The organism is Rhizobium sp. A22-96 (assembly GCF_053521805.1).
This window is the reverse complement of sequence record NZ_JBNWDQ010000005.1, coordinates 389,706-410,344: the sequence shown is the minus strand read 5'-3', so window position 1 is coordinate 410,344 and position 20,639 is coordinate 389,706. Positions and strand designations below refer to the sequence as shown.

Here is a 20,639-nt window from a genome sequence, read left to right as displayed (position 1 = left end):
AAATTGAACGCCCCTTGAATGCCGCTTTAGCTCAGGTGGTAGAGCACATCATTCGTAATGATGGGGTCGCAGGTTCGAGTCCTGCAAGCGGCACCATTCTTCAAAAAAGCCAACACAGAATGCAGCACGCTGCGGTTGTTAATCACCGGTAACTCGGTGTTCATGGTTGCTTCATTGGCCAGGTGAAGTTTTGCTACGGTGCCAACCAATGATGACTGCTGTCGGAGGCTTTTATGAATTTCATGACGACAATCACTGCCATCGTTTATCTGGCAGCCACCGGGATGGCGTTGGCAGCTCCAACACATCTGCTCTGCAAGGGTGATGGCAGTGACACCGTTTATGTGCACTTGAATTCCAAGAAGCAGTTCGGCCATATCCTCAATTGTGTCGGCGGCCCGTTCATCACTGACATGACCGCTTGCGCGCCCGATGGCGGCTATGGCCTGTCGGCTCCCAGCGGAACAGCGGCCCTGGTCGGCGTCGTCATGCGCCCGAAGGACTATCAGCGCCACCTTGGCGGCGTCACCGGGTTCACCCGACAGGGAGACGACGTGACCTTCACTGGAGGCGTCATGGGCTCGAACGGCCTGCAAACATCCTGGACCTTGAAGCTCGATGCGGAGGGCAATGCCGTCGTTCGCGACAAGGCTGGCTCGACACCCTATAAATGCGAGCCATACGCGCCTGCTGGCTCCAACTAAGCCTCTTCGGAATCAGCACGTGCGGCTGCTGATGCGCTCAGAGCCGCTTCAGGGAAAACGAGAAATGTCCCTGGGATTCCACGGTCAGGTATTCGAACTGCCAGTGGAAATCCTTGCAGAACTTGGTGCAGGCCTCGACCACGCCATAGGGCACGGCATCGACGACGTTGCCGGTGCAGAAGTCGTGACCGGCAATGCGTCCGGTCTGCTTGACCTTGGCGTGACCGATCACCAGCTCTTCCCAGGTGGTCTCGAAACTATGATTGGTATCGATGTAGACCCAGTCGAAGAAGCCGTTGGGAAATTCGGCCAGCCTTACCGTTGAATAGCCTTGCATGATATGCAGCCGACCATTGTCCAGCTCATCCCTGAATTTCGTCTTGATCTGCGTCAGGCCATCCTGGTAGCGGGGCGTGTCCCATGCATCGATCAGATAGAGCTCCCGCGGCACATTCTTTTCAAGAATCTCGCCGGTGAAATCGCCAAAGGCTGCGCCGATTTCCGCACCGATGCCGCCATGCGGCAAGCGATAAAGAAGTTCGCCGCGGTCGGGCAGCAATCGGGCGTTTTCCGTGTGATGCAGGCTGAGCTGCGTCTGCGGCAGAGCGCCCTTGTAATAGAATCTCGAGTCGCGGGTGTTCATGTGCGGCGGATACCTTCGACGTTGCTGCAGCCCAAGCCGCATAAGCGATCTGCTTTGGAAAGCTTGTATGGCTGAATTCTTGCCATCCATGGCTTGCGTCAGGCATTCGAGACGAAAGACGCGGATCGAGAGCAAAGTACTGGCTTCTTCATGGGCAATCGCCGTTCGAATCTCGTCTTTCTGTGATAGTGGTTGAGACCGGTCGCGGAATCGGCGGCATCCTGTATTTTTCACCCGTGCTATCTATAGTTTCAAGGACATCATCATGATCCACGTTCTCGCGATCCTCACCGCTCTGCCCGGCAAGAGGGCCGAAGTGCTCGAAGCCTTCCAGGCCAATGTTCCGGCCGTGCATGCCGAAGATGGCTGCATCGAATATACGGCTGTCGTGGATGTGGAAGGCGCCGATCCGGCATTCGGGCCAGATACATTCGTCGTTGTCGAGAAGTGGGCAAGCATGGACGCCTTGAAGGCCCATGCCGCGGCGGCGCATATGGCCGCCTATGGCGAAAAAGTGAAACACCTTATGGCAGCCCGCGCCGTGCATGTGCTGAACCCGGCATGAGCCGGTGACTTCGAACAGCTGCTAATCGCCAAGTAAGCGGCGCCGAAAGGCGCCGTTTTGCATATCGGTGCATGCTCAGTTATGAGAGAAATGCGGCTGGCTATGCCATCTGTGCCAGCCCCCGCCGCCATGCCAGCCGCCACCGCCGTGCCAGCCGCCCCCGCGCCAGCCGTGACGATACCCGCCGCCATACCATCTGTGGCCGCCATACCAGCCGCGATTATAGTGGTTACCCCAGCCGTAAAATGCGAAAGGCACGAAGGGCTGGTAGTAGTCATCGTAATAGTAAGGGCGGTAATAGCCATAAGGCCGATAGTAGTAAGGCCGGTAGTAGTGATGGTAATGTCGATGGACGATCACCGTATGATGGTGATGCACGCGGTGATGTGGGCGCGCTTCGACATGGGTTGCGGGTAGAATGATTACGCCAAGCGCGATGAGCGCTGTTGCCAGAATTTTCATTTCCAGCCTCCTTCGATGCCGGACACCAAGGCGGCTCATTCATCCGCACTTGTCCGGACCGATAAGGTAAACGCGGTTGCGGTCCGATAGTTCCAAAACATCCGGAGATGGCGACGTATTTTCCGGAGGCTCGGGCTTCATCGCCAAGCCTGAAAATAAGCCGTGGGTATCGAAGGGGCAGATGCTACACCCAGAGATCGATACCGCCACTAGCTCAATAGGAAACGGCGCCAGAAGGCGCCGTTTTGCAGGTCGGATAGTTAGTTGTCAGTTATGCGAGAAATGCGGCTTGCTGTGATACCGCCTGTCCCAGCGATGATGATGGTCCCAACCATGATGGCGGTCCCAGCCATGATCGTGGCGGTGATGCTCAACCATCACCGGGCCATGATGGTGCCAGCGATGATAATCACGAGCTTCGGCATAGGTTGCGGGCAAAGCAAGAATGCCCAGCGCGACGAGCGCCGTTGCCAAAATTTTCATTTCAATCTCCTTGGGTGCCGGACGAGATCTTGGGGGGCTTAAAATTTTCGTACGTCCGGACTAACGTAACGTATCTAAACGCGGAGATGGCGTGATGGTTCCGCCTATCCACGCGTGGGGAGATATTTTCGGGAGGCTCCCGCCTCCACCATCAGCTCGCGGACCGCCTGCTGGATCAACCGGCAGGCCTCGATCGACGCTTTGCGGCTATTGTGGGCGATATGATAGGACAATGGCAGGATCTGATCGGGGTCGACGATTCTCACCTTGTCCGAAATCGGCATGGCGCTGACGCGGCCGAGAAACGAGACGTAGCCGTGATTGGCGACAAGGTCGACGATGACGGGCAGCGAATCGGCCGAGGTGATGTCGCGACCGCGAAACCGCCGCCGATCATGACTGTCATAGCCGAAGGCCGTCGCCGCGTTGCCGATGCCGGTGCGCGGGCTCGGCACGCAGAGCGGATGATTTTCCACCAGCGCGGCAAAGGTTTCCTCCTTGCTGTCGGGCGGGGCGATCGCCACCATGTCCGTCGCGACCAGCTCCATATGCTCGAAGGCATCGAGGCCGAAGACGGAATCGACGATGGCGACATCGATGCGGCCGGATCGGAGCGCCTCGCGCAGATCGTCGGCGGTCATCAGCATCAGCGACAGCATGTTGCGGTTGCCGCCGATGTTCCAGCGCGACACCAGGCTCGCCAGCGAGCGTGCGACCCAGCTTTCCGAGCCGGTGGGAATGATCGAGCCGATGCGCACGGCACGGGCGGTCCGCTGGAAGCGTTCGTCCGCCGCCGCCTTCATCTCGTCCCATGCCTGGGCGATGCCGGCAAGAATGGCGTGAACCTCCTGGCCTGCCTCAGTCAACACCGATCCCTGTGCCTGGCGCTCGAACAGGCGACAGCCGAACAATTCCTCCAGGTTGGCGATCTGCAATGAAAGCTGCGGCTGACCCAGGCGCAGGCGGCGGGCGGCGCGATTGATGCTGCCCTGATCGGCCACCTCAAGGAAACGCTCGATGGTGGCAATCTTCAGCGACAGACGCGCGGCCCATTGGTCATATCCATCCGGTGGGGGCGGCTCCTTCACCAGGAGCGACAGCTGGCGAATGCCGGCAAGAACGGGCTGCAGCGCCTTCTGCACCTTCGAACTGGCCAGCAGCGTGGCGAGCTCGCCGGAAGCGCGTTCGACAAGCTTCAGCGCCAACTCCGTTTCGAGACGGCGAAGCGCGCTGGAGACGGTGGAGGCCGAAAAGGAAAGCCGGCGAGCGGTCTCCCTTACCGAGCCGATGGAAAATACCATGTCGGCTATGAACAATGCGCCGAGATACAAGCCGTTCTTCCTTCCAAGCCGAGTGCGCGCCCTTAGTGCGGACGCGGCGCCGCCGATGATATCCGGACGATATGACGTGTTCTCGAAAAAAGATATCCCTAAGAACTAAGGCGACCGCTATCGTTTTTTCGTCGCCTAACTGATCCAGACACCAAAATGAGATCGGAACAGCGTCAAACGGGTAAGGGGAACAAAAACAAACGCACTTGCCCCCGAAAAAAGAAATCCAATTTCGCGCGAATGTCGAGTACGCTCGTCATAATCGCGCGACTGCAGCGGGAAACCGAAGCGCCATCGATTTTTCCGATGCATGCGCTTAGCCCGCAGCAGCCACAAATTCGCCTGTGGGTCGCCGACCCGCACGAAAACCTGCGTGTCCGGACAGTGGCCCTGAGGCGGCTTGGGCATGCAGGGCAAAGATTTAACGGGGTACAAAGGGAAACATCATGTTCAAGAAGCTTGCACTTGCCGCCACGCTGACGGCGCTTCTCGCCAGCGGTGCCAGCGCCGCCGACGTCGTCGTCTCCTCCAAGATCGACACCGAAGGCACCCTGCTCGGCAACATCATCCTGGCCGCGCTCAATGCAAACGGCATCAAGGCACAGGATCGCATCGCGCTCGGCACGACGCCGGTTGTGCGCAAGGCAATTACCGTCGGTGAAATCGACATCTATGCCGAATATACCGGCAATGCCGGCTTCTTCTTCAACAAGGCCGACGATGCGGCCTGGAAGAACCTGCAGCAGGGCTACGACCTCGCCAAGAAGCTGGACTATGACGCCAACAAGATCGTCTGGCTGACGCCTTCGCCCGCCAACAACACCTGGGCGATCGCCGTGCGCAGCGATGTTGCCGGCCCGGCCAACCTCAAGACCATGTCCGATTTCGGCAAATGGGTTGCCGGCGGTGGCGCGGCCAAGCTTGTGGCCTCCTCCGAATTCGTCAACTCCCCGGCAGCACTTCCCGCCTTCGAGACGACCTATAGCTTCAAGCTGAAGCCGGATCAGGAAATCGTGCTTTCCGGCGGCGACACCGCGGCCACGATCAAGGCTGCGGCCGACCAGACCAACGGCGCCAACACGGCTATGGTCTATGGCACCGACGGCGCCATCGAGGCGGCTGAACTGACGGTTCTCGAAGACGACAAGAGCGTGCAGCCGGTCTATGCACCGACGCCGATCGTCCGCGAAGCCGTGCTGAAGGCCAATCCGAAGATCGAAGAAGTTCTGGCTCCGATCTTCAAGGGCCTGACCGCCGATGTGCTGCGCAAGCTGAACGGTCGCATCCAGGTGGACGGCGAGCCGGCCAAGGCTGTCGCTGAATCCTACCTCAAGGACAATGGCTTCCTGAAGTAAGGCTTGATCACTGCTCCCGCGGCTCCATTTCGATCCATGGAGCCGCGGGACCTCGAATGGGCATGATCTTGTCCGAACCCGCCTCATTTTGGGCTCATGCGCTGACGGAGCTTGCCTTATGGAAGATGCGCTAACAGTCCGCAGAGTGGACCGTCTCGGAGTGGTGCTGGTGGTAGGTGGTGCGCTGGCTCTCACCTGGATGCCGTTCATCATCGTCAAGGCAAACCGCATCGCCGCCGGCAAGCCGCAATTGCTGACGCAGCTTCTCGCCCAGCCCTCCGCAATATGCCTGCTCGTTCTCCTGATCGCAGCCACGCTCGCAGCGCTTTTCCTGCATAACCAACTCATCCGCCTCGGCATCGCCACGCTTGCGATCGCCGTGCTGATCGTCACGCTCGGACTGGTTTCGACGGCTGCGACACCAGCGGGAAGCACCGTGGCACGCATTACGCCCGGCGGCTGCTTCTGGGTGCTGCTCGCCGTTGTCGGCCTGATGATCTCGGATGCGCTGGTGAAGCTGCGGCTGACGCCTTGGCTCAGGGTCGCCGCACTGGCTCTCTATGCCGCGCTGCTCTTCGCCATCCTGCGCTCCGGCCTGCTCGACAACCTGTCGATCATGAAGGAATACGCCAACAACGCCGATAAATTCTGGCGCGAGGCGCTCGGCCATGTGTTCCTGTCTCTCGGCTCCGTTGCCATCGCCATCGTGCTTGCCCTGCCGCTCGGCATCTTCTGTTTTTGGCAGCCGCGGCTGCGCGCCGTGGTCCTGCGGGCATTGAGCCTGGTGCAGACCATCCCAAGCTTGGCCCTCTTCGGCATTCTGATGCTGCCGCTCGGCTATATCGCCGCCCATGTACCCTTCGCCGCCGATATCGGCGTCAAGGGCATCGGCGTCGCGCCGGCGCTGGTGGCCCTCGTCATTTATTCGTTACTGCCAATCGTCGCCAATACAGTCGTCGGTCTCGTGGGTGTCGATCCGTCCGTGCGCGATTCCGCCGCCGGCATGGGCCTGACACGCCGGCAGATCCTGACCGGCATCGACCTGCCGCTCGCTTTTCCGGTCATCCTAACCGGCATCCGCATCGTGCTGGTGCAAGCGATCGGCCTCGTAACAGTTGCAGCGCTCATCGGCGGCGGCGGCTTCGGCCTCTTCATCTTCCAGGGCATCGGCCAGACGGCCAATGATCTGGTGCTGCTCGGCGCGGTGCCGACGGTCATTCTCGCCTTTTCATCGGCCGTCATCCTCGATGCGGTCATCGACAGCATTCGAGGACAACGCACATGACCAACATGATCGAGTTGAATGGCGTTACCAAGCGCTATGGCGCCGCCACCGTGGTCGACGACGTCAGCATGAGCATGGAGAAGGGCACGATCACAGTCATCGTCGGCACCTCCGGCTCCGGCAAGTCGACGCTGATGCGGATGATCAACCGGCTGGTACCGATATCCAAGGGCCAGATCTTCGTTGGCGGCGAGGATATCATGAGCGTGCAGGCGACGGAGCTTCGCCGCCGCATCGGCTACGCCATCCAGGGCCATGGGCTGTTCCCGCACCGCACCGTCGCGCAGAACATCGCCACCGTGCCCGAGCTTCTCGGCTGGGACAAGGCACGGATCGACGGCCGCGTCGAAGAACTCCTCAATCTCTTCCGCCTCGACCCCGGCACCTTTGCCGCCAAATATCCGAGCCAGCTTTCCGGTGGCCAGCAGCAGCGTGTCGGTGTTGCCCGTGCCCTTGCCGCCGAGCCGGAAGTGCTGCTGATGGACGAGCCCTTCGGCGCGCTCGACCCTGTCATCCGCGGCAAGGCGCAGGACGATCTGCTCGCCATCCAGAAGCAGTTCGGCACGACGGTCATTCTCGTCACCCACGACATGGACGAAGCCTTCCATCTCGGTGACAAGATCGCCGTCATGAGCGGCGGCAAATTGCTGCAATGTTCCGAGCCCGAAAAAATCCTGACCGAGCCGGCCGATCCCTTCGTTCAGCAATTGACCGGTACGTCCGACCGCGCGCTGAAGCTGATGTCGCTGCTGCCGCTGAAGGACAGCATGCAGCCTCCGAGGGCCGGCCTCGGCCATAGCCTGCCGCAAACCCTCAATCTGCGCGATGCCCTGGCCGAACTCATCTGGCAGGGCGCGGATGAGGCTTCCGTCGAGGATGAGCGCAAGGTGTCCGTCGGCTCGATCTCGATCCAGCATCTGATCGAACTGGGCCGCAAAGCATGAGATTTTTTGCCGCCAATCTCTTCCGCCTCCTGGCACTGGCGCTGCTGCTGGTGATGCTCTTCCGCCCGGAATGGCTGACACCTGTTCTGGCGCCGCTGACCAAATTCGGCGCGTCGCCGATCTATACGCAGAATAGTCTGCCGAGCCTGGCGCTCTCCCATCTCGAGCTCATCATCGTCTCGATAGCAGCGAGCGGGATACTGGCCGTTCTCGGCGGCATCTTCGTAACCCGCCCTGTGGGGGCCGACTTCCTGCCGCTGTCACGGGCGATCGCCAATGCCGGCCAGACCTTTCCTCCGGTCGCGGTGCTGGCGCTTGCTATCTCCACGACCGGCTTCGGCGCGGTGCCGACATTCATCGCGCTCTTTCTCTATGCCCTGTTGCCGATCTTCGAAAATACCGTCGCCGGCTTGCAACAGGTGCCGGCCTCCGTGCTCGATGCCGCCGACGGCATGGGCATGAACGGCTGGCAGCGGCTGTTTCGGGTCGAGCTGCCGCTCGCCCTGCCGCTGATCATCGAAGGGTTGAAGATCGCCACCGTCATCAATATCGGCACGGCAACGATCGGCTCCACCGTCGCAGCCAAGGGCCTCGGCGAAGTCATTATCGCCGGGCTGATCAACGATAACACCGCCTTCATCTTGCAAGGTGGCCTGATCGTCGGCCTTATGGCGGTGCTGATCTATGACGGCATGGAAATGATCGAACATTCCATAACCCGCAAGATCGGCCTGCAGCCTCATTGACGCTCAGACGTGTCGTCTTACCGGATCGCAAGCAGCGGCATCTGAAACTTGCTAGTCTTCCTCGAGGGCGTCCAGCGATGCTCCCGGGAGATAAAGCGAGATCGGCCTGATTTCGTAGACGGCGGTCGGGTTGACGCGGCGCAGATCGCGCGCCATTTCCACGGCCGCTTCCAGAGTCGGGAAATCCACCACATAAAAGCCGAGCAGTTGCTCCTTGGTTTCCGCAAACGGGCCGTCGACAACCATGCCCGCGCCCTTGCCGCGCAAGGTCACGGCGCCCTGTGTCGCACCAAGGCGGGCAGCCGGCCCGAGCGACTTTTGCTTGACGAGACGATCATTGATCTGAAGCAGATCGGCCATCAGTGCCGCGTCCTCTTCCTCGCTCCAGGATTTGACGATTCCCTCTTCGTGATAGGCCAGAATGGCAAAATACATAGGCTCTCCCTCTTCGAACACGCATCAGCTTCGGCCGGTCCAGCCGTTTCCTCACCGCGCGGGATTGTAAGCAGACTGACCGAAATTCAGAAGCCCTCAGATTAAGCTATCATCTCTCCCATGCTTGCCATCAACCCGTGGCCGATGGCATGGACTGCATATTCAGATGACCCAAGGAGGCGCCGATGGCCAAGATGATTCACTCGATGATCCGCGTGCTCGACGAGGCACGTTCGGTCGACTTCTACGAAAAGGCGTTCGGCTTGAAGGTTGCCGACCGCATCGCCTTCGAAACCTTCACGCTTGTCTATCTCAGCAATGCCGAAACCGGCTTCGAGCTGGAATTGACTGTTAATCAGGGCCGCAGCGAGGCTTACGCGCTCGGTGAGGCCTATGGCCATCTTGCGGTTTCGGTCTCAGAACTGAAGGATGAGCACGCGCGCATGACCACGCTCGGGCTCAATCCCGGCAAGATCGTCGAACTCAATCGCGATGGGAAGCTGTTCGCTCTACTGTTCTTCGTCGCCGATCCCGATGGCTACAAGATCGAGGTTGTGCAAAGACATGGGCGGTTTCAGTAAAACCACTCAAACCGAAGCCCCGCTCAGGCGGGGCTTTGAGGCCGGCTCTACCGGCGCGCTTACATCCAATAGGGCGGCACGCCAAAATAATCATGGCTCTTGTGGCCATGATCCTTGTGGTCGTGATCGTCCTTGCTGGCAAAGCGGCGCGCTTTTTCAATGTCGTTCTTGGTCATGCCGACGCGATAGGCGTCGATGCGGGCGTCGTAGCACAGCTTTTCCCACGGCAAACGGTAGTGATCCTGACCGATACCGAAAAAGCCACCGAAACTCAGAATGACGAAAGCGATGCGTCCATCGCTTTTTTCAAGCATCAGGCGCTCGATATGACCAATCTGCCTGCCATCAGAACCGAATACCTTGGATCCCTCGACGCGGTCGCAGGCAACCAGCATCGACATGTCCTTGACGTAAAGGTCACGGCCAGAGGTATCGGCAATCTCCCTATGCATATGCGCACCTCCTTTTGGATACGCGTCACATATAATATTGGAGCGTCCGATCTGCTCTTCAAGGCAAGATGATGCTCCGGTGGGTTTCCGCCCACGGACCCATTAACGCTCCGTTGTCGAAAAAGTTCCAGCATTTTTTTCAAAACTGTAAAAAAACGTGAGTATGCAGTCGTTATTGACGTTTACGTCAAGGTTATTGTAGCTTTCGCGAAGCTTCAATGATTTAGTTGAGAGCGAAAGCTGCGACGACGTGAAAAGCGGGAGACTTTTCGGCCGCGCAGTGACAGTTTACATAACCGCCGCTACAAACGGCGGGGCGTGGTGATGATGCGTAGAGGAGGAAGTGCGCATGAATTCAGTCTCCGCTCCTTCGGATAGACCGCAGGTCAAGAAGATTTGGCTTGGCTCCTATCCGGATATCGTACCGGCAGAATTGCCGCCGCTGGAGCATGCATCACTCGTCGAGCTGTTGGAGGAAAGCTGCGCGCGTTACGCCGACCGGCCCGCCTTCACCAGCATGGGCAAATCGATCACTTATCGTGACCTCGGCACGCAGACGCGCAAGATCGCCGCCTGGCTGCAAAGCCTCGGCCTGCAGAAGGGCGACCGCGTCGCCGTGATGATGCCGAACGTGCTGCAGAATCCGATCGCCACCTACGGCATACTTCGCGCCGGCCTCGTCGTCGTGAACGTCAATCCGCTCTATACACCGCGCGAACTTGAGCACCAGCTTCGCGATTGCGGCGCCAAGGCGATCTTCGTCCTTGAAAACTTCGCCCATACCGTGGAGCAGGTGCTTGCGCATACGGATGTGCGCCATGTCGTCGTCACGTCTCTTGGCGACATGCTGGGCGTGAAGGGCCATATCGTCAATTTCATCGTCCGCAAGGTGAAGAAACTGGTGCCGGCCTGGTCGATTCCCGGCCATCGCAATTTCAAGGCTGTGGTCGCCGAAGGTGCGCGGCTGCCATTGAAGCCCGCCGAACTTTCCGGGAACGACATCGCTTTCCTGCAGTATACCGGCGGCACGACCGGCGTCGCCAAGGGCGCAATACTGACGCATTCAAACCTGCTCGCCAATCAGCTGCAGTTGCTGCTGTGGCTGCAATCCGCCTACATCAACAAGCCGCGACCCGAGCAGCTGACCTTCGTCTGCGCCCTGCCGCTCTATCACATTTTCGCGCTGACGGTGAATTCGCTGATGGGCATGTCGCTCGGCGGCCACAACGTGCTGATTGCCAATCCGCGAGATATACCCGGCTTCATCAAGGAACTCGGCAAATACAAGTTCGACATGTTCCCGGGCCTCAACACGCTATTCAATGCCCTGATGAACAATCCGGAATTCACCAAGCTCGACCTTTCCAACACTGCAACGCTTGCGGGCGGCATGGCCGTACAGCGGCCGGTGGCCGAGCGCTGGCAGAAGATGACGGGTGCCTGGATCACCGAGGGTTACGGTCTTTCCGAGACCTCGCCGGTCGCAAGCGCCAACCGCTTCGACAGTTCCGAATTCTCCGGCACGATCGGCCTACCGATAACAGGCACGGATTTCGACATTCGCGACGAGAACGGCAATTCGCTGTCGCTTGGCGAGGTCGGCGAAATCTGCATTCGCGGGCCGCAGGTGATGGCCGGCTACTGGAAACAGCCGGCCGAAACCGCACGGGTGATGACATCGGACGGCTTCTTCCGCAGCGGCGACATGGGCTTCATGGACGAGCGCGGCTATACCAAGATCGTCGACCGCAAGAAGGACATGATCCTGGTCTCCGGCTTCAACGTCTATCCGAACGAGATCGAAGAGGTCGCCATGATGCATCCTGGCGTTCTCGAGGCGGCGGCAATCGGTGTTGCGGACCCGCATTCCGGCGAAGCGGTGAAGCTCTTCATCGTCAAGAAGGACCAAGCTTTGACCGAGGCCGACATCAAGGCGCATTGCGCCGCCAACCTCACCAACTATAAGCGTCCGCGCTTCATCGAATTCCGCACCGAGCTGCCGAAATCGAACGTTGGCAAGATCCTGCGCAAGGAGTTGCGCGGCTGACATAATTCCGTGTCATTCAGGGGGCCGCTCGTCTTGATCCGCGAGCGGCCTTTTTTCGTTTTGGACGATACGTGAACTTGATTTACGCCCTACATAGGGAATAGTTTCCGCGACCGAACTCAAAGCGCCCTGCCCTGTCTGACGGCTTGTGGCGCGAACCGCAAGGAGCCTCCCATGAACGCCCTCGTCGATCAACTGAAGAGCACCGCATCGGCAACGAAGGCCACGGACATTCGCGCCGCCTTTGCTGCCGATCCCAAGCGCTTTTCCCACTTCAGCGCCTCGTTCGACGACCTGCTGATGGATTATTCCAAGACGGCGGTGAACGACCAGATCCTCGGCCTGCTCGAGAAGCTCGCAACCGAGGGCGGCGTCGCTGCCAAGCGCGAGGAAATGTTCTCCGGCGTTGCCATCAATTTCACCGAAAATCGCGCCGTGCTGCACACAGCACTTCGCAACCGCTCCAACACGCCCGTGCTGGTCGACGGCAAGGATGTGATGCCTGACGTCAACGCCGTGCTGGCGGCCATGGGCAAGTTTGCCGACGGCATCCGCTCCGGCGCGCTCAAGGGCTCCACGGGCAAGGCGATCACCGATGTCATCAATATCGGCATCGGCGGCTCCGATCTCGGCCCGGTCATGGCGACGCTGGCGCTGGCACCCTTCCATGACGGTCCGCGCTCGCATTTCGTTTCCAACATCGACAGCGCCCACATCGCCGACATCCTGAAGCTCGTTAAGCCGGAAACGACGCTGTTCATCGTCGCGTCGAAGACCTTCACGACGATCGAAACGATGACCAATGCCCAGACGGCGCGCAAGTTCATCGCCGATGCGCTCGGTGAAGCCGCCGTGCAGCATCATTTCGCCGCCGTCTCGACGGCGCTCGACAAGGTTGCCGCCTTCGGCATCGACGGCCAGCGCGTCTTCGGTTTCTGGGATTGGGTTGGCGGCCGCTACTCGATCTGGTCGGCTATCGGCCTGCCGCTGATGATCGCCGTCGGCCCGGAGAACTTCGGCAAGTTCCTCGACGGCGCGCATGCAATGGACAACCACTTCCGTCAGGCGCCGTTCAAGGAAAACCTGCCGATGCTGCTCGGCCTCATCGGATTTTACCATCGCAACGTACTCGGCTACACGACGCGCGCCATCCTGCCCTATGACCAGCGCCTGTCGCGCTTCCCGGCCTATCTCCAGCAGCTCGACATGGAATCGAACGGCAAGGGCGTCACCATCGACGGCACGCCGGTCGAAGGCAATTCCGGCCCGGTAGTCTGGGGCGAACCCGGCACCAATGGCCAGCACGCCTTCTACCAGCTCATTCACCAGGGCACGAGCGTCATCCCGGCCGAGTTCATGATTGCTGCCAACGGTTTCGAGCCCGAGCTGCGCCACCAGCATCAGCTGCTGATGGCCAATTGCCTTGCACAGTCGGAAGCGCTGATGAAGGGCCGTACCTTCGAGGAAGCCAAGGAACAGCTCACCTCCAAGGGCATGGACGACAAGAAGGCCGATTTCATCGCGCCGCACCGCGTCTTCACCGGCAACCGCCCATCGATCACCTTCGTCTACGACAAGCTGACGCCGTTTGCTCTGGGACGCCTGATCGCGCTCTACGAACATCGCGTCTTCGTCGAAGGCGTGCTGTTCCGCATCAACTCCTTCGACCAGTGGGGCGTCGAGCTCGGCAAGGAACTGGCAACGGGTCTGCTGCCGGTTGTTGAAGGCAAGGAAAGCGCTGCAGGCCACGATTCCTCGACACAAGGTCTGGTGGCTGCGCTGGCAAGCCGCGCGAAGTAAAGTGCTTATTTACCTCCCCCTTGAGGGGGGAGGTCGCCGCAAAGCGGCGGGTGGGGGTGACGAGCTCTCCCGGCTAAAGGATCACCCCGCCCCGGCACTGCGTGCCGACCCTCCCCCTCAAGGGGAGGGTTAGACTAGAGCCCGATCTCATCGCTTCAGTACATGGAGAGTGCGCACCCCCCTCTGTCCCTTTCGGGACATCTCCCCCACAAGGGGGGAGATCGTGGGAGTCTGCCGTACCTTCCTCAGATACAATAGATTCAGTCTCAGCAGATGCGATATTGGCGTGGGGTAATGAAGTGCCGCGAGCTACCAATCTCCCCCATGTGGGGGAGATGTCACGACAGTGACAGAGGGGGGTACCGGCCCCTCCAAACTTTCAAAACAGATGAGAGATTAAAGCCCGATCTCATGCGCCCAGGGCGGATTAGCACCGGCACGGGATACCGTCACGGCCGCAGCCTTGGCGCCCAAAGCCAGTGCATCCTGCAGCGCCCTCTCATCGAGCGAAGCCACCTGCGCCTTGGTCAGCAGTCCATTCATCTTCAGCGACGCCAGAATGCCGGCATCGAAGGTGTCGCCAGCGCCGACCGTATCGACGACGGTGACGCGTTCGCTCGGCACCGAGACTTTCAGCGACTTGGTGTAGCCCGTCGCTCCCTCGGCCCCCTTGGTAACGACGACCAGCTTGGCGCCCTGGTTCAGCCAGTGAGCGGCGAGCTCATCATGGTTTCCGGCGATGCCAAACCACTCCAGATCCTCGTCCGAGAATTTCAGAATGTCGGACATGGCAGCCATGCGGCCGATGCGGCCCATATGCGCCTGTTTGTCCTTGATGAAGCCTGGGCGAATGTTCGGATCGAGCGAGATGACGCGGCTTTGATATTCGCGCTTCATCAGCGCCTCATAGGTCGCGCCGCAGGGATCGGGGATCAGGCTGATCGCGCCGAAATGCAGGGCTTCGCAATCATCGCCGAGTGCCGGGAGGTCAGCCTCGGTGATCATGCGGCCAGCGGAGCCTTCATCGTAGAAGGCGTAGGTCGCCTGGCCATTGACGAGCTTGACGAACGCGATCGTGCTCGGACGCGGCGCGATGGCGCAGTAGCTATAATCCACCTTGGACGCAGACAACGTGTCGCGCAGGATCTCACCCATCATGTCGTCGGCGATGCCGGTGAAGAAACCTGTGGGCACGCCGAGGCGACCAAGCGCTATGGCGGTGTTGAAGATCGCGCCGCCGGCATAAGGCGCAAAACCCTTTTCGCCCAGCGTCGTCTCCCGCGGCAGCATGTCGATCAAAGCTTCGCCACAGCACAATATCATTCCGGCCTCCCAAAGAGCGCGTCTGTCGTATCCAGGTTCATAAATCGATTAGATAAATTCACGGCAAAAGCAAAGCGTCAGTTTGTGGGCAGCTCCGAAATGCCGCCGTTCCAGCCCGACCAAGTGAGCGGTGCGTTGAGAAAGGCCTCGACTTCCTCGAGCGTCTTGTCGTCGAACAGCTTCTGCTCCTTGGCGACCGCAAGCACATCACGCCAGGTGGCGATGTGATGCAGGCGGACCTTCTTGTTGGCAAAGCGTTCGACCGCCTCCGGGAAAATGCCGTAGTAGAACAGCGCCATGCCATGATCGACGATGCCGCCAGCGGCGCGGATGGCGTCGATGAAGGTGAACATGCTGCCGCCGGCCGTCGTCAGATCCTCGATGACGAGCACGCGGGCGCCGTCCTTCATGTCGCCTTCGATCTGGGCGTTGCGGCCATGTCCCTTCGGCTGCTTGCGCACATAGATCATCGGCAGGTTCAGCCGCTCCGCCAGGAAAGCGGCGAAGGGAATACCCGCCGTTTCGCCGCCGGCAACGCAGTCGAACTGCTCGAAGCCGACATTGCGGACGATGATGCTTGCGGCGAAATCCATGACCGTCGAGCGGATGCGCGGATAGGAGATCAGCTTGCGGCAATCGATATAGACCGGGCTCGCCATGCCGGAGGCAAATTTATAGGGCTTGTCGGCGCTGAAATGGACCGCCTTGATCTCCCAAAGCATCCTGGCCACCAGCTCCGCCATGACGGCGCGATCGGTAAATGTCATCTGGGTCATTCGGGTCTCCTTCGCAGCGCTAATGTTCCAGCGGCAATAGCAGTTGGCGGCCCTGGTTTCCAGACGAATAGAAGGTTTTGCATGCATCTGTCGCCACGATAGACGCAAGGTCTGCAGGCTGTGGCGGATGCGCCTACCGGATTGTACCGAGATCGGCGGGAAGCATGGCCTTGAACAGGGCGATCGCTCTATCCCCCTCATCTCTTTCGATCGAAATCGCATAGCGGACGGCGGCGGCGACCAGCTGCATGGTCAGTCTAGCAATCCTCGCAAGCTCCACGCGGTCACGCTCCGGCCAGAGGCGCACGAGAACAGTGAGGAAGGCCTGCGAATGCCATTCCGTGTCCTCGGCGTCGACCTGCTGAAGCAGCTTGTCCGCCTGGGTGGCATGCCAGATATCGCGCATCACGGGCTCGCCAAGAAACATGGCGTAATAGCCGTCGATAATGCGGCCGAGTCCGGCCTGGAGATCGCTGGTACTTTTTATCGCCACCAGCTCGTCCTCGACGCATTGCCGCCCCTGCTCGTTGAAGCGTTCCGCCAAAACGCGGATGATCGCGGTCTTGTCGGGGAAATATTGATAGAGCGAACCGAAGGACACGTCTGCCTTCTCGACGATCTCGCCCATACGCAGCGCATCGCTGCCATTGCTGGCGATCAGCTCCGTTGCGACAGCCAATATGCGCTCGACCCGTTCGCGGCCGCGCTGCTGACTGGGGATGCGCCGGGGGGTGCCCGCCTCATCCTTGCTGCGCCTGCGTCTCGCCACCGGTTCCTGCGCCATTTCATTCCTCGCTCGTCACTGTTGACAAGCAATATAAGAGAGTTTATCACATTTCGCAAATGAGAGAATTTATCACATTTTGAACCTGGGGAGTTTGATATGCAGATCTCGACAGTCGCCATCATCGGCGGATTAGGAAAAACCGGAGGCCGGGTTGCCGAGCGACTGAAGGAACGCGGCATGAATGTTCGCGCCGCATCGCGCTCGACGACACCGCGCTTCGACTGGCAGGACCGCGGCACCTGGTATCAGGCGCTGGAAGGCGCTTCCGCCGCCTATGTCACGTTCCAGCCGGATCTCGCCGTCGCCTGGGCTGCCGAAGCGATTTCGGCCTTTGCAAAGACGGCAATCGAGGCTGGTATCGGGCATATCGTCCTGCTGTCCGGCCGCGGCGAGGACGGTGCTATCCTCAGCGAAAAGGAACTCAAGGCTGTCGGCGTCGACTACACCATTTTGCGTACGAGCTGGTTCAACCAGAATTTCAGCGAAGGTGCCTTTCTGGACGGGCTTCTCCAGGGAAAGCTGGCCTTGCCGGCCGGAGATGTAGTCGAACCTTTCGTTGATGCAGGCGATCTTGCCGACGCCGCTGTCGAGGCTCTCACCAATTCGCGCCATCGCAACCAGACCTACGAGCTGACGGGACCTCGTGCTCTGACGTTCCGCGACGCCGTTTCCGAAATCGCGGCCGCTTCCGGCAGGGCTGTCACCTACGAAACAGTCCCTGTTGGTGCCTTTATCGCCGAGATGACCGCTTTCGGCTTGCCGCAGGAGGCGACCGATCTCCTGCATGAACTGTTCACGCAAGTTCTGGACGGGCGCAATTCGCGTGTCGAAGACGGCGTGAGACAGATCCTTGGAAGGCAACCAAGGGATTTTTCCGACTATGCCCGCGAAACCGCATCAACCGGCATCTGGAGCATCTAGCCATGACCTTTCCGATCACCAATATCGCCCTTATCGTCGCGGCGCTCAGCAGCGGCCTTCTGGCCGGCGTCTACTTCGCCTTCTCGACATTCATCATGCAGGCCTTTGCCCGCCTCCCTGCCGACCAGGGGATCGCCGCCATGCAGTCGATCAACTCGACGATCGTGCGCTCGCCCTTTATCGTGCTGTTCCTGCTGACGGCGGCGCTGTCGATATTCATTGCCGTGATGGCAATTCTCTATTGGCGCGGCGGCATCAGCGTGCTGATGCTGGCCGGGGCTGCGCTCTATATCGTCGCCAGCCTTCTTTCGACCATGGTGTTCAACGTGCCGTTGAACGACGCGCTGGATAAGGTCGACGGGCACACGGCCGAAGGAGCCCAGCTCTGGTCTACCTATCTCAGCGACTGGACACGCTGGAACCATGTGCGCACCGTGGCATCGCTTCTTGCGGCATGTGCCTTCGTGCGAGCCTTGTTCTAACTGGTTCGCAAAGCATCGACGCGTCTAACGAAATGATTGCCTAGACTGCGTGAAGATAGGCCGCGACCTCGACACGGTTGCGGCCGTTGCGCTTTGCCACATAAAGCGCCTTGTCGGCGGCACGAAGGACCTCATCGAAGCCGATCCCCTTGACCGTGCCGGTTGCAACGCCGGCACTCACCGTGCAGACCAGAGCCTTGTCGTCAATGCTGACCACCTGCGCGGCAAAGGCGTCTCGCACCCGTTCGGCTACCTGCTCGGCGCGACCGGGCAACGTATTGTCGAGCACCAGCGCGAATTCTTCACCGCCAAGCCGCGCCACCGTATCGGACGAGCGCAGGCCTACGGACAGCTCCTTGCCGAAAAGCCTGAGCACGAGATCGCCCGCAGCATGTCCATGCTGATCGTTGATCGCCTTGAACCGATCGATATCGAAGACGATGACCGCCATCGACGGGCCGAAGGTACGATGACCGTAGAGATCGAAAAGGGCACGGCGATTGAGCAGCCCCGTCAGGGAATCGGTGATCGCTTCCTGCCGGTGCAACGCCGCCTGCCGCCATTGGTGCAGGGCAAGCGACAGAGCGCCAATCCCGGTCATGCCCGCGATACAGACGGCAAGGCTAAAATCCTCGGCCCAGTTATCTGGCGCGCGGCCCAGCACAAGCTTGCCGTCCGCGATCAGCACTGCCGCGCAGAGCACGAAAGAAATGGCCGTCAATGTGTAGAGCGCGGTAATGCCATAGAGCGGCGTGGGGGCTTCATGACGGCTCAGCCAATACTCGCGCGCCGTCAGCAGCAGGAGCAGGCTGATGACGAGATTGTCGCCAATGAAGGCCAGCCCATCATAGCCCGCCAGCATCGGCCCGACCGAGGCGGCAATGCCGACTAGGCATCCGAGCAGAAAGCGCGCCTTTGAAAGACGGCGCGTGCGGAATTGATGACCGGCGACCCAGATCGTCGCGAAGCCGATGAAAAACAATACAAAAGTCAGATTGGCAAAAATCGGCAGGGGTCTGTCGACATAGGCGCCATATATGAAGATGCCGGCAACAAGCGGCACCAGACCGGCGGAGCACGTCAACAGAAAGGTATCAGGCCGGCGCGAAAACCAGCTCCCCACCAGTGTGACCGCAAGACAGGACGCCGAAACGCCGAGCGCGAGAAGGAGGGAATTGTAATCGACCAGCATCATGCTCTTTCAACGGTCTCATCATTACCGTAGGGGATCAATGACACGCTAACCCTCAAGGGTATCAAATTAGTTACGGCAAATAATAAAGAAAATATATTTCAACAAAATATACGTTCCATATCGCGACAAAGAACGAATACTTATCTTTAATACTGCTTATAAATTCAGGAATACTTATATACACAAAAACTAAATTATGCTTCAACGTCCCAATGTAGCGGGAACATCGGGTCAAATACGGTGACCGGGCCGGCCCCGGTCTCGATCTTCGCCGGGAATGTAACGGCATCCGAACGGCGCACCAAGGTGATGCTGTCCTCGTTAACCGGCAGCCCGTACCATGCCGGACCATTCAGCGATGCGAAGGCTTCCAGCCTGTCCAATGCGCCCTCTTGCTCGAAAACATGCGCGAGGCAGCTCATGGTATTGATCGAGGTGTAGATACCGGCGCAGCCGCAGGCGCATTCCTTCAGCGGATCGACGTGCGGCGCCGAATCCGTACCGAGGAAGAACCGGCTGTCGCCGCTCGCCGCCGCCGCACGCAGCGCCAGGCGGTGGCTTTCGCGCTTGGCAACCGGCAGGCAGTAATAATGTGGCCGGATGCCGCCGACGAGAATGGCGTTACGGTTGATGATCAGATGATGCGTCGTAATCGAGCCGGCGAGATTGGCCTTGGCCGACTTGATGTAGTTGACGCCATCCGACGTCGTCACATGCTCCATCGTCACCTTCAGCTCCGGCAGGCGCTGGCGCAAGGGATCAAGGACGGTCTCGATGAATACGGCCTCGCGGTCGAAGATATCCACCTCGGGCGTCGTCACCTCGCCATGCACGCAAAGCGGCAGGCCGATCTTCGCCATACGCTCCAGCACCGGCATGGCATTATCGACATTGCGCACGCCGCCATGAGAGTTGGTCGTCGCACCGGCGGGATAAAGCTTGACCGCGGTAATGAGGCCGCTCTTCTTTCCCTCTTCGACATCGTCCGGGCTGGTATGCTCGGTGAGATAGAGCGTCATCAGCGGCTGGAAGCGGTCGCCAGCCGGCAGCGCCTTCAAGATGCGCTCGCGATAGGCAGTCGCATCCGCGGTGGTCACGACCGGCGGCACCAGATTGGGCATGATGATGGCGCGGGCAAAATGCCTCGAGGTATCGCCGATCACGCCTTCCATCATGGCCCCATCCCGCAAATGCAGATGCCAGTCATCGGGACGGCGGATGGTGAGCTTTTGCATGGGCGCGACCTCTGGAGATGTGAACATGATCTCTTCCGAAAACCGCTTCACACTTTTCGGGACCATGCTTCGTGCTGTCGCGCTTCG

General features: G+C 59.8%; 21 protein-coding genes, 1 tRNA gene and 1 pseudogene. 12 read left to right on the top strand and 11 right to left on the bottom strand.

The window, feature by feature from the left end:
* The first annotated feature begins 20 nt into the window (after positions 1-20).
* Positions 21-96 (top strand) — tRNA-Thr (locus tag ACQZ6F_RS23550).
* Positions 97-242: 146 nt separating this feature from the next.
* Positions 243-704 carry a hypothetical protein gene (locus tag ACQZ6F_RS23545; protein WP_136686786.1) on the top strand — a complete coding sequence of 154 codons (462 nt, stop codon included), beginning with the start codon at positions 243-245 and terminating at the stop codon, positions 702-704.
* Between the two features lie 37 nt (positions 705-741).
* On the opposite strand, the gene ACQZ6F_RS23540 is transcribed toward ACQZ6F_RS23545, so the two are convergent.
* On the bottom strand, positions 742-1,347 hold the full coding sequence (locus ACQZ6F_RS23540) for a class I SAM-dependent methyltransferase (RefSeq protein WP_449094291.1): 606 nt from the start codon (positions 1,345-1,347) through the stop codon (positions 742-744).
* 265 nt (positions 1,348-1,612) lie between these two features.
* Here ACQZ6F_RS23540 and ACQZ6F_RS23535 point away from each other — a divergent pair, with 265 nt between their 5' ends.
* Positions 1,613-1,912, top strand: coding sequence for a putative quinol monooxygenase (locus ACQZ6F_RS23535; RefSeq protein ID WP_068397432.1), 300 nt, complete (start codon positions 1,613-1,615; stop codon positions 1,910-1,912).
* A gap of 75 nt (positions 1,913-1,987) precedes the next feature.
* Here ACQZ6F_RS23535 and ACQZ6F_RS23530 read toward each other — a convergent pair whose 3' ends face one another.
* The 3 genes from ACQZ6F_RS23530 to ACQZ6F_RS23520 all read right to left on the bottom strand — a co-directional run bounded on the left by ACQZ6F_RS23530 (position 1,988) and on the right by ACQZ6F_RS23520 (position 4,188).
* The gene (locus tag ACQZ6F_RS23530; protein WP_449094290.1) at positions 1,988-2,374 is read right to left on the bottom strand and encodes a hypothetical protein; all 387 of its coding nucleotides are present in this window, start codon (positions 2,372-2,374) and stop codon (positions 1,988-1,990) included.
* A gap of 267 nt (positions 2,375-2,641) precedes the next feature.
* A complete protein-coding gene (locus tag ACQZ6F_RS23525; protein ID WP_077468614.1) occupies positions 2,642-2,857 on the bottom strand; it encodes a hypothetical protein in 216 nt (71 codons plus the stop codon).
* Between the two features lie 104 nt (positions 2,858-2,961).
* Positions 2,962-4,188, bottom strand: a complete 1,227-nt coding sequence (locus tag ACQZ6F_RS23520) for a LysR family transcriptional regulator (protein ID WP_449094289.1) — start codon at positions 4,186-4,188, stop codon at positions 2,962-2,964.
* A 509-nt stretch (positions 4,189-4,697) separates the two neighbouring features.
* Here ACQZ6F_RS23520 and osmF point away from each other — a divergent pair.
* From osmF to ACQZ6F_RS23500, 4 genes and pseudogenes are all read left to right on the top strand, one after another.
* Positions 4,698-5,543, top strand: a pseudogene (gene osmF / locus ACQZ6F_RS23515) (glycine betaine ABC transporter substrate-binding protein OsmF); the annotation flags it as partial.
* A 118-nt stretch (positions 5,544-5,661) separates the two neighbouring features.
* On the top strand, positions 5,662-6,828 hold the full coding sequence (locus tag ACQZ6F_RS23510) for an ABC transporter permease (protein WP_449094288.1): 1,167 nt from the start codon (positions 5,662-5,664) through the stop codon (positions 6,826-6,828).
* A gap of 5 nt (positions 6,829-6,833) precedes the next feature.
* A complete protein-coding gene (locus ACQZ6F_RS23505; protein WP_449094415.1) occupies positions 6,834-7,772 on the top strand; it encodes an ABC transporter ATP-binding protein in 939 nt (312 codons plus the stop codon).
* Positions 7,769-8,518: an ABC transporter permease gene (locus ACQZ6F_RS23500; protein ID WP_449094287.1), complete on the top strand. Its 750-nt coding sequence runs from the start codon at positions 7,769-7,771 to the stop codon at positions 8,516-8,518. Before ACQZ6F_RS23505 ends, ACQZ6F_RS23500 begins: the two co-directional genes overlap by 4 nt.
* Before the next feature lie 51 nt (positions 8,519-8,569).
* On the opposite strand, the gene ACQZ6F_RS23495 is transcribed toward ACQZ6F_RS23500, so the two are convergent.
* On the bottom strand, positions 8,570-8,953 hold the full coding sequence (locus ACQZ6F_RS23495; protein ID WP_077468609.1) for a YciI family protein: 384 nt from the start codon (positions 8,951-8,953) through the stop codon (positions 8,570-8,572).
* A gap of 185 nt (positions 8,954-9,138) precedes the next feature.
* On the opposite strand from ACQZ6F_RS23495, the gene ACQZ6F_RS23490 reads away from it, so the two are divergent.
* Positions 9,139-9,534: a VOC family protein gene (locus tag ACQZ6F_RS23490; protein ID WP_449094286.1), complete on the top strand. Its 396-nt coding sequence runs from the start codon at positions 9,139-9,141 to the stop codon at positions 9,532-9,534.
* A 59-nt stretch (positions 9,535-9,593) separates the two neighbouring features.
* Here the strand turns inward: ACQZ6F_RS23490 and ACQZ6F_RS23485 are convergent, their stop codons facing one another.
* On the bottom strand, positions 9,594-9,986 hold the full coding sequence (locus tag ACQZ6F_RS23485; protein WP_449094285.1) for a PRC-barrel domain-containing protein: 393 nt from the start codon (positions 9,984-9,986) through the stop codon (positions 9,594-9,596).
* 349 nt (positions 9,987-10,335) lie between these two features.
* Here ACQZ6F_RS23485 and ACQZ6F_RS23480 point away from each other — a divergent pair, with 349 nt between their 5' ends.
* A complete protein-coding gene (locus tag ACQZ6F_RS23480) occupies positions 10,336-12,033 on the top strand; it encodes a long-chain-fatty-acid--CoA ligase (protein WP_449094284.1) in 1,698 nt (565 codons plus the stop codon).
* Positions 12,034-12,207: 174 nt separating this feature from the next.
* On the top strand, positions 12,208-13,833 hold the full coding sequence (pgi, locus tag ACQZ6F_RS23475) for a glucose-6-phosphate isomerase (protein WP_449094283.1): 1,626 nt from the start codon (positions 12,208-12,210) through the stop codon (positions 13,831-13,833).
* Positions 13,834-14,229: 396 nt separating this feature from the next.
* On the opposite strand, the gene ACQZ6F_RS23470 is transcribed toward pgi, so the two are convergent.
* The 3 genes from ACQZ6F_RS23470 to ACQZ6F_RS23460 form a co-directional block, all read right to left on the bottom strand.
* Positions 14,230-15,156, bottom strand: a complete 927-nt coding sequence (locus ACQZ6F_RS23470; RefSeq protein WP_449094282.1) for a carbohydrate kinase family protein — start codon at positions 15,154-15,156, stop codon at positions 14,230-14,232.
* 77 nt (positions 15,157-15,233) lie between these two features.
* Entirely contained in the window at positions 15,234-15,932 is a 699-nt protein-coding gene (locus ACQZ6F_RS23465) for an orotate phosphoribosyltransferase (protein WP_068397458.1), read from the bottom strand.
* A gap of 133 nt (positions 15,933-16,065) precedes the next feature.
* Positions 16,066-16,716, bottom strand: coding sequence for a TetR/AcrR family transcriptional regulator (locus tag ACQZ6F_RS23460; RefSeq protein WP_449094281.1), 651 nt, complete (start codon positions 16,714-16,716; stop codon positions 16,066-16,068).
* A gap of 99 nt (positions 16,717-16,815) precedes the next feature.
* Between ACQZ6F_RS23460 and ACQZ6F_RS23455 the strand changes: the two genes are divergently transcribed.
* Both ACQZ6F_RS23455 and ACQZ6F_RS23450 read left to right on the top strand, forming a co-directional pair.
* Positions 16,816-17,640, top strand: coding sequence for an NmrA family NAD(P)-binding protein (locus ACQZ6F_RS23455; RefSeq protein ID WP_449094280.1), 825 nt, complete (start codon positions 16,816-16,818; stop codon positions 17,638-17,640).
* A 2-nt stretch (positions 17,641-17,642) separates the two neighbouring features.
* Positions 17,643-18,122, top strand: a complete 480-nt coding sequence (locus ACQZ6F_RS23450; protein WP_077468601.1) for an anthrone oxygenase family protein — start codon at positions 17,643-17,645, stop codon at positions 18,120-18,122.
* 40 nt (positions 18,123-18,162) lie between these two features.
* Here ACQZ6F_RS23450 and ACQZ6F_RS23445 read toward each other — a convergent pair whose 3' ends face one another.
* Positions 18,163-19,314 carry a GGDEF domain-containing protein gene (locus ACQZ6F_RS23445; RefSeq protein ID WP_174070251.1) on the bottom strand — a complete coding sequence of 384 codons (1,152 nt, stop codon included), beginning with the start codon at positions 19,312-19,314 and terminating at the stop codon, positions 18,163-18,165.
* Positions 19,315-19,511: 197 nt separating this feature from the next.
* Positions 19,512-20,552, bottom strand: coding sequence for a dihydroorotase (gene pyrC / locus ACQZ6F_RS23440; RefSeq protein WP_449094414.1), 1,041 nt, complete (start codon positions 20,550-20,552; stop codon positions 19,512-19,514).
* Between the last annotated feature and the right edge of the window lie 87 nt (positions 20,553-20,639).